The organism is Brevibacillus sp., assembly GCF_003521185.1.
GTDB lineage: Bacteria > Bacillota > Bacilli > Brevibacillales > Brevibacillaceae > Brevibacillus > Brevibacillus parabrevis.
On sequence record NZ_DOTK01000039.1, the window covers coordinates 145347 to 157230 of the forward strand.

Sequence of the window (11884 nt, forward strand, 5' to 3'; positions counted from 1 at the left end):
CTTCCATCAAAAAAAGTGATAGAGCAATCAAAAGTTAACATTATTCGAGATGTCTTTGGATTAGTATACTTTTCACAAAAAAGAATTGCACGCGTGAAGCAGGAGGGAAAGACATGGATACAAAGCAAATTCGCACCGGGATTATCGGCGGGTCGTTGAACAATCAGTGGGCAAGCAAGACGCATATTCCTGTGCTTTTGCAAAGTGAGCGACACCGCATCACCGCAATCGCCACGACAAACGAAGCGAGTGCGCGAAAGAGTGCGGAAGTGACCGGGGCTACGCTCGCTGCGACAGACCACCGCGCCGTAAGCGGCTCGTCAGCTGTGGAGCTGGTAGTTGTAAGCGTCAAGGTTCCTGATCATTACGATGCAGTCCGCAGCGCCATCCTTGCCGGGAAGCATGTGTACTGCGAGTGGCCTCTAGCTGTCACGACAAGCGAGGCAGAACAGTTGGCTGGTCTGGCAAAACAGGCAGGCGTTCATCACGCAGCAGGGCTTCAGGCGAGACAGTCACCTGTGCTGCGGCAAGTGAAGCAGCGTCTGGAGCGAGGCGAGATTGGCCGTATCTTGTCTTGTCACATGCGCGTTTCCACGCAAGGAAAAGGCGGAGTCACCGATCGGCAGGGGGCGTATTTGCTGAGCGAAAAACACGGTGCGACACTGCTTGCGATCAACGGCGGCCATTCCCTGGATGCCCTGTGCTACTTGCTTGGCGATTTTCGTGAGCTGTCCGCGATGATGAACCGGAATTTTTCTACTGCGACTGTGCTTGCGACGAATGAAATCATTGCAAAAGACACAGCAGATCAGATCATGGTGCAAGGAGTGCTGAAAAGCGGGGCTTCGGCATTCGTTCATATCCAGGCAGGCACGTATCCCGCCTTTGAGCTGGAAATTCAGGGAGAGCTGGGAGTCATTCGCATCGTGCAGCACAATTCGGCGGGACATGTACAGTTCGGCAACCTGGAAGCGCACATGACAGCCTACTCTTCTGCAAGCCGTGTTGCAGCAAGCAATCCGGACCACTTCGTCTCGGTTGCAAAAGATGCGGCAGAAGGCGAAGCAGTCAGGCAATATGTGGCTAGTGCTCATGAAGCTTTTGCCAAGGACATTCAGACAGGGACGTTCACCGTTCCCGATTTTTTTTGAGGCACTCCACCTGCATCGGCTTCTGGATGCGATCAGACTGGCGGCTGCCACAGGGAGCAGGCAGACTTTTTGACGTTTACCTACCATTTTCAACTGTGGTATAATCTACCATTGTTTACTAGAAACATGCAGGCAAGTTGCAGACAGCATGAGAGGAGATCTTGAAAATGCAAAGAAACAACCACTGGAAGAAGCTTGGCAGATGGGCAGGGGCGGGAGTGCTTGGCCTGACGATTTTGCTCGGCCACGTATACCCGCTGAAAGCCGCAGAGCCTGTTCAGGTGCCTTTTCTCAGTGAATGGTCCATTTCGACATTGAATGAAGGCGAGAAATACGGAATTTTTCCGTTAGCCTGGTACAAAGACGAATCGTTCCTTCAACCGATTCCTGCCGATAAGTTTGCGGATTTGCTGAAAGCGACAGAGAAGAAGCTCGATCAGCTTGGCTTGAAGAAAAAAGCAGCTTTGTCCTGGTCAGACAACCGTGTGGCGACGCGCGAAGCAGTAGCCGTTTCCTTGCACAAGCTGCTGGCAAACTATGAGTGGCCAGCCGGAAAGGGAGCCGATGTGACTGCACTCGCTCCGTTGGAGTACATGCGCAAACATGGACTTGTCAAAGGGACGAGCACAGGTTTGGAGCTGGATCAGTCAGCAACAGTAGAGCAGGCTGCGGTCATGGCCAGCCGGGTGGTCGAGTTCGCCAATGATTTGGCGGGCGGCGGAGCCAAAGGCTTGTTGTGGAAAGTGACCAAAGGCCAAAATACGCTCTATTTGCTCGGCTCGATTCATATGGGCACAACCGACATGTACCCGATGCAAAAAACAATCCGCGACGCTTATGAAGCGTCAGACGATCTGTGGGTCGAGGCGGATATCCTTGCTGGCGACATGAATTACATGCTGGAGAAAATGATTTACAGCGACGGAACGACACTCCAGGATCACGTGTCAGCCGCCACATACAGCAAGCTGCAAAAGGCGCTGGCAAGCATGAAATTGCCTGAAAATGCGTTCGATGGCTACAAGCCTTTTGCCGTTGGTCTTTCCCTGGTAACGGTAGGCTATACCGGAAGCCCGGAGGAAGGCGAACTGGCGATGCTGACAGGGATCGACCGCTATTTCCTGGCCAAAGCGATGCTTGAGCAAAAGCCGGTCCACGAGCTGGAAGGCATCAAGCTGCAAGCCGATTTGCTCTCGGGCGTACCCGCAGAGCAGCAGGAAAAGGAATTGAACGTCATTCTGGACAGCTTGCTTTCCGGAAAAGAGCCGGCAGCAAGCTATCAGGTGTTGCAAGACATGCAGACGAAGTGGGTGCAAGGCGATCTGGAAGGCATGACTCGCGTTTTGAGCGTGGAAGGACAATTCGATGCCGGAGGATTGAACCAGCGCCTCGTTGGTGAACGGGACAAAAACATGGCGAACAAGCTGGCCCAGTTGCTGGAACAGGAAGGCGAGCACACTTCCTTTGTCGTCGTAGGCTCTGCCCACTACGCGCTGAAAGGCATGGTGCTTGACCAACTGAAGGAAAAAGGCTATCAGGTGGAGCGGCTGAAGTAAGCGACACAGCAAACTAACAGAAGAACGCAGGCAGTTCGAGCAGCGAGGCAGCAGCCTTTTGCACGGACTGCTTTTTTCTTGTGAAAAATGTCTCGATGTTTTGGCAGGAGAGTGAGCGGAGCGGCATGCGGTCCACAAGCCGTGACGCTGAACATAGCAAACGAGAAGAAACGTTGTTGAGCGGTTTATGATACGCTTCTTTTAACAAAAGGATTTTGGCAAATAAAGAAAGGCGGTTAGAAAACATGGCGAAAACAATTTCCCGAACGCGACTGTGGGTAGCGCGGATCATGAGCTGGCTGGTCATCCTCTTCATGCTGTTTGACGGTGTGTTCAAGCTGATCCAACCCGCTCCTGTCGTCGAAGGCACACTGGTACTCGGATTTGCGCAGCACCATATTGCGCTCTTGGGCATTTTGGCGATTATCTCTACTTTTTTGTACGCTTTGCCGCGAACGGCAGTGTTGGGAGCGATTTTGCTGACAGGCTACTTCGGTGGCGTCATCGCTACACAAGTTCGCGTAGATGCGCCGCTTTTGACGCACACGCTGTTTGCTGTCTACCTGGCCATTTTGGCCTGGGGCGGGCTTTGGCTGCGGGATGAGCGGGTACGCAACTTGTTTTCCTCTGTGGATTGATTGATATTTCCAAAAAATGAAAGTATGCTAGAAAGACAAGTTTGTGAGCATTAGCACGCACATTTCGAACGGATAGGGGGAAGTACAGATGAACAAAAAGCAGTCCGCTGCCACTCCTAAGGTGGTGGGGCAAACCGCTGCTGCCGGGTTTCAGATCGGCGTGAGGAGAACGCTTCCCGTAGAGGCGGAGCCAATCTGGCTTTTTCTGACCTCCCCGGAGGGAACGAAGCTTTGGCTGGGCGACCTGCCGCCGCTGTCGCTTGCAGCAGAAGCAGCTTTTGAATCGCAGCAAGGAATATCCGGACAGTTCAAAATCGTCAAGCCTTATCAGCAGCTTCGCCTAAGGTGGAAAAAAAGCGATTGGGAAAAGTTCTCGACGCTGCAAATCCGCTTGATTTCCGCCAAAAACGGGAAAACTACCGTCAGCTTTCATCAGGAAAACTTGGCGGATGCCGACATGCGCGAGCAGATGAAGGAACATTGGGAAAGCGTGATCGAGCAACTAAAGACGCACGTTTGCTGAAAAAATAAGCTGTAGCCGTCACAGAAGCGGCCACAGCTTATTTTTTTGCTACGCCGAGCAGAGGGGTGGCGCAATGTCTTCTGTATTCGTTGGGCAAAAGACCAGTCATCTTGCGGAACAGCTCGGAAAAACGGCTCGAATTGTGATAGCCGACGATCTGGGCGATCTGGCTGATCGGCAAGTCAGTCGTGCTGAGCAGCTGTTCCGCATGGCTCATTCGCTTGTTTTGAATGTATTCGGTAATCGTGCACTTATAGACGAGCTTGAACGTGTACTTGAGCTTTGTCGTACCCATGCAGGCAATGCGGGCGAGATGCTCCAGGTGAAGTTCTCCGGCAAAATGTTCATCCATATACGCAGTCACAGCTTGAAGACTATCCAAATCCTCTCTGGACACAAACTTGCTCGGATGAGCCTTTTTTTGCTGTTTGGCCCGTTCGACGATCAGGGAAACCGCTTCGGCAACCTTGCTCTCGTAGTACAGTCGCGCGGCGATTCCCGTACCGCGAAATTGTCTGATTTGCCTGAGCAAAAAGACAAGCTCGGGGAAATGAGTCAGGCCGTCCACGCTGACAAAAGCGGAACGAAGGTCTGTGTACTCATCGGGGTATTTGGTCTGCAAATAATCTTCGTAATACTCCGGCGTAATCTCAAACCCAGTGGAACGAATCGGCACATTTTTCTCATATCGCGCCCGATACACGTTATTGCAGCCAAAATGCACCCGGATGTATCCGGAGGAGAGACGCTTCGGCGGATGCAGCTCTTCTCCCGCCACGGAGTCGTAGTAGTTCAGGCTCATATATTTCGGCTGCTCAAATTCCAGGTACAAATCCTCGTAAAAAACGAAGTCGAGGATGGAGATGGAAAACAGATTCTCGCGGGAATACGTCCAGTAATGCCCGGAGCCTTTTTCCGGCGAGATGGAGAAGCACGTTCCTGCCTGACTGTAAGGAGATGGGCTGTCATCGCGGAAAAAACCGCATTTTGCCAGGCAAGGCACGTGCATGTCAGCTACAAGATCCTTCATTTCTACTCACCTCCCAATGCTTTGATCAGACGAAATGATGCCATGAAAAGACACACCTGCCGTTAGCTCATTGACCCCCCGAGTTGGAAAAAAATAAAATGGAACCAAGTTACTGCAAATGAAAATTGATCTCATTTACAGCCCTATCATCTCAGAGTATGAACAAAAGGAGGATTTATCATGGAAGCCGCCGTCTCACCCCTGCAAAACAGATGGACTTTGCGGGACTTTATCACACTCGCTATTTTTAACGTAGTCATGCTCATTATTATGACGATTTGCCCGATCTTTACCTTCGCCTCGTATCTGGTGGTTGGCGGGATTACGGCTTTGCTCAATGCGCCGCTTTACGTTGTCATGTCCAACAAAATCAACAAAAGAGGTGTCCTGTTCTTCACTTCCGTCATTACAGGCTTGTATTTTATCGCCTATGGCTACGCGTATTTTTTGCTCGTATTGGCCTGCATGGGAATCGTGGGCGAACTGGTTTTGTGGGGCAAGGACGGCTATAAAAATCCTGTTCGCAACGCCATTGCCTACGCCCTGTTTTACGTAGGCTATTCGCTCTGCGCCATCGTTCCGCTCATTTTCTTCCGCGATGCGTATATTGCCACTTTGTCCAAGAGCTATTCCAAAGCCGCCATGGATAAGATGCTCTATTACTACAGTACGCCGAGCATGGCGATTACGATGTTAGCGATTTCAGCAGCAGGCGGGCTGCTTGGATGCCTGATCGGAAACGTGTTGTTCAAGAAGCATGTGAAAAAGGCGAAGCTGGCATGAGAAAACCGGGTCCAAAGACACACTTGTTGGTGCTTTTGCTGGCAACGATCCTGACCATTTTGATCAAGGAAGAATGGCAAGTACATATGATGGTTGCTTTAAGTGTAGTGTACTTGGTCTTAAATCACCTGTCCAGAAAGGTCGTGCCATTTATTCTCGTCTATGTGATGTCGCTGGTTATTGCGTATATCATGCCGCAGATGCTGGGCACGATGAAGCTCGTTTTCTATTCTTTTGCCAGAATGATGCCGCTGGTCATGATCGGGGCGACGCTGATGTACTCGCCTCCTGGCAGTCTGATGTGCGTGCTGGAGAGAATGGCTGTGCCCCGGCCGATCACGGTAATGATTTGCGTTTTGCTCCGCTTTTTCCCGGTTGTCATCATGGAAATGCAGGCGATTCGGGACGGGATTCGCGCTCGGGGCATTTTCCCGCACTGGTACAGCGCGCTGCTTCATCCGGCTATGGCTTACGAGTGCTATTTCATGCCGCTGGTCGTGCGTTGCCTGAAACTGTCAGCCGAGCTGGCTTCATCGGCTGAGCTGCGCGGGATCGAGAGCAAGTGCAGCAGGACATCTATCTATCCGTATCATTTCAAATCGGTGGACGCAGTGGCTTTGCTCATTTATATCATCGCAGGAACAGCGATTTACGGGGGAGGGATTATTCGATGATCGAATTGCGCGATGTCACCTTCCATTATGCAAGTGATGACGGAGAGCCCGGCAGCGAGTCGGGAGTCAAGCAGATCAATTTGTCTGTCAAAGCCGGACAGTGCGTCGTGTTGTGCGGGCGCTCCGGCAGCGGCAAGAGCACGATGATGCGGCTGGTCAACGGGCTGGCTCCCGGCTTTTATCCAGGGACGCTCAGCGGTACGGTGAGTGTGGGCGGGAAAAGTCCGGCCGAGCTTTTGCCGCAGGAGAGAACGATGCTGATGGGTGTCGTATTTCAGGACCCGCGCAGCCAGTTTTTTATGGAAAAGGTGCGGGATGAGCTGGCATTTTCGGCGGAGAACATCGGGATGGACCCGGCAGAAATTATCGAACGGATTGAAAGTGTGGCGAAACAACTGGGGGTAGATCATTTGCTCGACTGCTCGCTGCACAAGCTGTCCAGCGGGCAAAAGCAGCGTGTCGCGATCGCGGCGGCATCTGTCCTGAACCCGCCGCTGCTTTTGCTAGACGAGCCTACAGCCAATCTGGATCAATCCTCTACGCGAAATCTGATCGAGATTTTGGGGAGACTCAAGGACAACGGCACGACTTTGCTCATTTGCGAGCATCGGCTGAATCCGTTTTTGCCTGTCGCGGACTCGTTTATCTGCATGAATCAAGGCCAAATCGCCCGGACGTGGTCGCGGGACGAGTTTGCCGAACTGCCGATGGAAGCGGTTCGCCCGTACGGTTTGCGCCATCCCGATATGATTCGGATGGGGGAGCAGGAGCACAGGGAGACCGTACGCACGGCGGAAATGGCGCTGGAAGCCCGGGAGCTGTCGTATTCCTACCGGAAAAAAGGAGATGGGATCTCGAATCTGAACGTCACGCTTCCGAAGGGCACAGTGACGGCCTTGACGGGTGAAAACGGATCGGGGAAGACGACCCTTTGCAAAGTGTTGTGCGGGCTGTTGCGCGAGCGAAGCGGAGCGGTCTTCTACGGTTCTGCCCGTTATTCCGCCAGCAAGCGGCGCTCGGCCAGCTACTTGGTCATGCAAGACGCAGACTACCAGCTGTATTCGGACAGTGTGGGCAACGAGATTGTCATGGGCAGAGCGCTGGACGAGAACTTGCGCAAGCGGGCCTATGAAGCGATGGCAGCGTTCGGCATTGAAGGACTGCGCGACCGTCACCCTGCTTCCTTGTCAGGGGGAGAAAAGCAGCGGGTGACGATGGCTGCCGCCTACTGCTCGGATGCCGAGTGGATTATTTTGGACGAACCGACGAGCGGGCTGGACGGTGACGGTGTCCTGAAAGTCGCGGCGTGGGTCAAGCAGCTGGCCCGGGCAGGAAAGACTGTTGTGATTATTACACACGACAAGATTTTGTCTGGACTGGCAAGCGACCAGGTTGTGGAGTTGAAAGCGGCTCATGATGAGGAGACGATTTTCACAGAACAAGGAGTGAGAACCGTTGAAACGTAAGCCCAAAAAAGGACTGGCCCGGCTTATGGAACTGGCAGGCGAGAAAAAGACGCTGATGGTTTGCTCGGCCGTTTTGTCTACCGTGAGCGTCTTTTTGCTGCTCGTCCCGTACTTGTCGATTTACTGCGTTTTGGCTGAGCTTTTGCGCCATGCGGATGACATTGCCGCTGTCGACGCCGCGTATGTCATCACATGGGCGGTATGGGGCGTGGTTGGACTGCTCCTCGGCTATTTGTTCATGTACGTTGGCGGGATGTGCTCGCACATTGCCGCTTTTCGTATTTTGTACGGCATCCGGGTCAAGCTGGCTGATCATATCGGCTCTTTGCCGCTCGGATACTTCAATAAAAATGCGACGGGAAAAATTAAAAAAGTGGTGGAGCTGGACGTGGAGCGAATTGAGCTGTTTATTGCCCATCAGCTTCCCGATTTGATCAATACGGCAGTCATGCTAGTCGTGATCATCGTGGCGATGTTCTCGCTCGACGTTTGGCTGGCTCTGGCCTGCATCATCCCGATGGTGCTCGGATTTGCCGCCCAGTTTTCGATGATGGCTGGCAAAAAGGCAAAGGCGGGGCTGAAGGAGTATTTTGACGCGCTGGAATCGATCAGCACCTCTTCTGTGCAGTACGTCCGCGGGATGCCGGCGATCAAAGTGTTTGGGCAGACCGTGCATTCGTTTCGCAAGTTTTATCAAGACATGCTGCATTATCGCGATTTCAGTTTGCGCTATACGGACAATTTTGAACGGGGCTACGTCTCCTTCAAGGTCGTCTTGCTATCTCTTGCGACTTTTTTCTTTCCGGTCGGGGTGTATTTTCTCAGCAAAGACCCGGATCATGTCGCTTTCGCCGCCACACTGATGCTGTTTCTCGTGCTGGCGCCAGGGATTTCTACGCCGATTTTCAAGCTGAACAGCTTCGCTTCGGCCATGACGACGATCGCGGAGGGAGTCAACCGTATTGACGACATGCTGAAAGAGCAGCCAATCCCGGAACCGGACAACGGACACAAGCCGACGGGCTATGACATTGCGTTTCAACATGTCTCCTTCTCCTATAACGAGCAGGGGGGCAACGAAGTGCTGAGAGACATCAGCTTCGTGGCACAGCAAGGAAAAATTACGGCGCTGGTCGGCCCGTCCGGCTCTGGAAAATCGACGATTGCGCAGTTGATTCCGCGGTTTTGGGATGTGCAAAAGGGGACGATTTCCGTTGGCGGGGTAGACATCCGTGCGATGAAAACTGGCGAGCTGATGGATGCGATGTCTTTTGTATTCCAGGATACGTTCCTGTTTTCCGATACGCTGTACAACAACATTTTGGCGGGAAGGCCGTCTGCGACGCGAGAGGACGTATACCGGGCGGCCAAGGCTGCGCAATGCCACACGTTTATCGAGCGGTTGCCAAAAGGCTACGACACGCTGATCGGCGAGGGCGGCGTGCATCTGTCGGGTGGAGAGGCGCAGCGTGTGTCGGTTGCCCGGGCGATTTTGAAAAACGCGCAGATTTTAATTCTCGATGAAGCGACGGCTTACGCTGATCCTGAGAACGAGTACGAGATGCAGCTCGCCTTGGGGGAACTGATCAAGGGCAAGACTGTACTGATTATCGCCCATCGGTTGACGACCATCTGCGAGGCGGATCAGATCATCGTGCTGCGGGACGGAACGATCGCGGACAGAGGTACGCACAGAGAGCTTTTGGCCAGAGGCGGGCTGTACAAAAACATGTGGGTGGCCTACACGAGTTCGACGGATTGGACAGTCGATCTCAGGCAAGAGAAGGAGGTGTTCGGCTGATGCGCAACATGTTGTATAACATTACGGCCGGCCACCCGGAAAAAATGGCGAAGCCGATTATCTGGGCTGTGCTTGCCAATCTGGCGAACATGCTGCCTTTTGGCTGTCTGGCTTGGGCTGTCAGTCTCGTGTACGCCTATTACGCGGGGGAGCAGGCCGTGCTTGACACGACAGGTTTGTGGCTCGCAGCGGCTGGTATGGTTGTGTTTCTCGGCGTGGTGTATTTCTGCGAGCAGAAGGCGTATCGCGCCATTTATCGCGGCGCCTATGAAGCGTCTGCCGCCGGACGGACGAACTTGGCCGAGCATTTGCGCAAGCTGCCGCTTGGCTTTCTCATGCGCAAGGATGCTGGCGAGCTGGGCCACACCATCATGAACGATTTTACTCAAATTGAAAATGCGAGCACTTCGGTGTTGCCGCAACTGGTCAGCGGGATACTGATTCCGTTCCTCGCGTTTTTTGGCTTGCTGTTTTGGGATTGGCGCATGGCGTTGGCGATGTTGGCCGGCTTTCCTGTCACGATCCTGATTTTGTGGGGAGTCTCCAGGGTGGAGCGACAGCTTGGCACGAGCCATTCCCAGGCAAAAGTCACACTCGCCAACTGTCTGCAAGAATACTTGTACGGGATGAAAGTCATCAAAGCGTACAATTTGCGCATGGACAACTTTACCCGGCTGGAGCGATCGTTTTATCAGTTCATGAAGGAAAGCATCCGCATCGAAGGGGTGCTCGGCCCGTTTTTTCTCGTGGCGATGGCGTTCATGCAGTCGGGTGTGTCGCTCGTGACGATTGTTGGTGTGTATCGCGTACTCGGCGGGGAAATGACCGTTCCTTTGTTCGCGATGTTTCTGCTCGTGGGAGCGCGTATTTTCGACCCGCTTTCCGTCGCGATTATGCGCTTGCCTTCATTCAAATACGATGCGATGGCAGGCGAGCGCATCGTCAACCTGCTTGCCCAGCCGATCATGCAAGGAGAACAGGATGCGCCGCACGGGCACGACATCTGGTTCGAGGAGGTCAGCTTCGGCTATGACGATACGCTTGTGCTCGACAAAGTTTCTGTCGAAATGAGAGAAGGCACGTTGACGGCGATTGTCGGGCCATCCGGCAGCGGGAAAAGTACCATGCTGCGGCTGGCGGCGCGGTTTTACGACCCGCTCGGCGGACGAGTGCTGTTCGGCGGCAAAGATGAGCGCGAGCTGGACCCGGAGAAGCTGTTGAAAAAAATCTCCATGGTTTTTCAGGATGTATATTTGTTTCAGGACACGATCCGCAACAATATACGTTATGGCCGAGAAGATGCGACGCAAGAGGAGATTGAGGCAGCCGCCAAGGAAGCGTGCTGTCACGATTTCATCATGAAGCTGCCGGACGGCTACGACACGATGGTCGGAGAGGGAGGTTCTACCCTGTCTGGCGGGGAGAAGCAGCGCATCTCGATTGCGCGGGCGATTTTGAAAAATGCGCCTGTGCTGTTGCTGGACGAAGCGACTTCTTCTCTCGATCCGGAAAATGAAGCGGTCATGCAGCAGGCGATCGGCCGTCTGGTCAAAGGGCGCACGGTCATCATGATCGCTCATCGGCTGAAAACAGTCGTGAATGCGGACAATATCATCGTGCTGGAAGAGGGCAAAGTCGTGGAGCAGGGGCGTCACCAGGAGCTGCTGGAAAAAGGCGGGCTTTACGCGCGGCTGTGGGAGCTGCAGCAAAGAACGAGCGGCTGGAGAATTACCGCGTAGCACGCGAAGGAATGGGCTGTTGGATGGGCAACAAAGAACGAAGCGATTGGAGAGTTACTTGCGTAGCTGAAAAGGAACGAGCTAAGGAAGCCAATCGCTGGGCGAGCACCAGTTATTGACAGTCAAAAGCAGCGCATGATAAGCTGTAGGCACTTGAATGGAACGGAGGGTTACGTGTGGCAAATTAATTTTTCGATTGGATTCCTGGCACAATGATTTTGAATAGCACAAAAAGGCTATGTTGTGTGCATACGGTAATCGAAAAATGGTTTGCCATTCAGGTAACCTGTTTGCAGGGCGCAAGTGCGTAAACGTGTGAAAACGCGTGAAAAGCAGGTGAATGCGGCACTTGTTTGCCCTGGAAAACAACAAACAATGGAAAAGAGAACGGAACGGCCATTTTTCGTGGCTGTTGTCATCGTGCGCGGAAATCAGGGTGTTTTTTGCGCGGTTCTTTTTCTTTGTATGTTTCGATTACACAAGCACAGGCAACCAGCCTGTGTTTTTTTGGTGCGCCCAGCAT

Annotated in this window: 11 protein-coding genes; 10 read left to right on the plus strand and 1 reads right to left on the minus strand. The window is 53.1% G+C overall.

The annotated features are described in order from the left end of the window. The first annotated feature begins 113 nt into the window (after positions 1–113). The 4 genes from DEP07_RS12170 to DEP07_RS12185 all read left to right on the plus strand — a co-directional run bounded on the left by DEP07_RS12170 (position 114) and on the right by DEP07_RS12185 (position 3868). Positions 114–1151, plus strand: a complete 1038-nt coding sequence (locus DEP07_RS12170; RefSeq protein ID WP_229049846.1) for a Gfo/Idh/MocA family protein — start codon at positions 114–116, stop codon at positions 1149–1151. Positions 1152–1318: 167 nt separating this feature from the next. After that, entirely contained in the window at positions 1319–2707 is a 1389-nt protein-coding gene (locus DEP07_RS12175) for a TraB/GumN family protein (protein ID WP_173598417.1), read from the plus strand. Positions 2708–2952: 245 nt separating this feature from the next. Then, on the plus strand, positions 2953–3345 hold the full coding sequence (locus DEP07_RS12180) for a DoxX family protein (RefSeq protein WP_287102531.1): 393 nt from the start codon (positions 2953–2955) through the stop codon (positions 3343–3345). Positions 3346–3433: 88 nt separating this feature from the next. After that, positions 3434–3868 (plus strand): SRPBCC family protein, encoded by a 435-nt coding sequence (locus tag DEP07_RS12185; RefSeq protein WP_173598416.1) that lies wholly within the window; start codon positions 3434–3436, stop codon positions 3866–3868. 37 nt (positions 3869–3905) lie between these two features. Here DEP07_RS12185 and DEP07_RS12190 read toward each other — a convergent pair whose 3' ends face one another. Beyond that, entirely contained in the window at positions 3906–4898 is a 993-nt protein-coding gene (locus DEP07_RS12190) for a helix-turn-helix domain-containing protein (RefSeq protein ID WP_122962977.1), read from the minus strand. A gap of 180 nt (positions 4899–5078) precedes the next feature. Between DEP07_RS12190 and DEP07_RS12195 the strand changes: the two genes are divergently transcribed. The 6 genes from DEP07_RS12195 to DEP07_RS12220 all read left to right on the plus strand — a co-directional run. Further along, positions 5079–5681, plus strand: a complete 603-nt coding sequence (locus tag DEP07_RS12195) for an MptD family putative ECF transporter S component (protein ID WP_122962978.1) — start codon at positions 5079–5081, stop codon at positions 5679–5681. After that, positions 5678–6355: an energy-coupling factor transporter transmembrane component T family protein gene (locus tag DEP07_RS12200; protein WP_173598415.1), complete on the plus strand. Its 678-nt coding sequence runs from the start codon at positions 5678–5680 to the stop codon at positions 6353–6355. Before DEP07_RS12195 ends, DEP07_RS12200 begins: the two co-directional genes overlap by 4 nt. Beyond that, positions 6352–7821 (plus strand): ABC transporter ATP-binding protein, encoded by a 1470-nt coding sequence (locus DEP07_RS12205; RefSeq protein ID WP_173598414.1) that lies wholly within the window; start codon positions 6352–6354, stop codon positions 7819–7821. Before DEP07_RS12200 ends, DEP07_RS12205 begins: the two co-directional genes overlap by 4 nt. Next, entirely contained in the window at positions 7811–9622 is a 1812-nt protein-coding gene (locus DEP07_RS12210) for an ABC transporter ATP-binding protein (protein ID WP_287102532.1), read from the plus strand. Before DEP07_RS12205 ends, DEP07_RS12210 begins: the two co-directional genes overlap by 11 nt. Beyond that, positions 9622–11361 (plus strand): ABC transporter ATP-binding protein, encoded by a 1740-nt coding sequence (locus DEP07_RS12215; RefSeq protein WP_242772262.1) that lies wholly within the window; start codon positions 9622–9624, stop codon positions 11359–11361. Before DEP07_RS12210 ends, DEP07_RS12215 begins: the two co-directional genes overlap by 1 nt. A 315-nt stretch (positions 11362–11676) precedes the next feature. Further along, positions 11677–11884: hypothetical protein (locus tag DEP07_RS12220; protein WP_287102533.1), on the plus strand; the 208-nt coding region annotated here is incomplete at its 3' end.

Coding starts and splice junctions, on each gene's coding strand:
- DEP07_RS12195 (WP_122962978.1), top strand. CDS start 5,079: ATGGAAGCCGCCGTCTCACCCCTGCAAAACAGATGGACTTTGCGGGAC.
- DEP07_RS12190 (WP_122962977.1), bottom strand. CDS start 4,898: ATGAAGGATCTTGTAGCTGACATGCACGTGCCTTGCCTGGCAAAATGC.
- DEP07_RS12215 (WP_242772262.1), top strand. CDS start 9,622: ATGCGCAACATGTTGTATAACATTACGGCCGGCCACCCGGAAAAAATG.
- DEP07_RS12200 (WP_173598415.1), top strand. CDS start 5,678: ATGAGAAAACCGGGTCCAAAGACACACTTGTTGGTGCTTTTGCTGGCA.
- DEP07_RS12185 (WP_173598416.1), top strand. CDS start 3,434: ATGAACAAAAAGCAGTCCGCTGCCACTCCTAAGGTGGTGGGGCAAACC.
- DEP07_RS12180 (WP_287102531.1), top strand. CDS start 2,953: ATGGCGAAAACAATTTCCCGAACGCGACTGTGGGTAGCGCGGATCATG.
- DEP07_RS12170 (WP_229049846.1), top strand. CDS start 114: ATGGATACAAAGCAAATTCGCACCGGGATTATCGGCGGGTCGTTGAAC.
- DEP07_RS12175 (WP_173598417.1), top strand. CDS start 1,319: ATGCAAAGAAACAACCACTGGAAGAAGCTTGGCAGATGGGCAGGGGCG.
- DEP07_RS12205 (WP_173598414.1), top strand. CDS start 6,352: ATGATCGAATTGCGCGATGTCACCTTCCATTATGCAAGTGATGACGGA.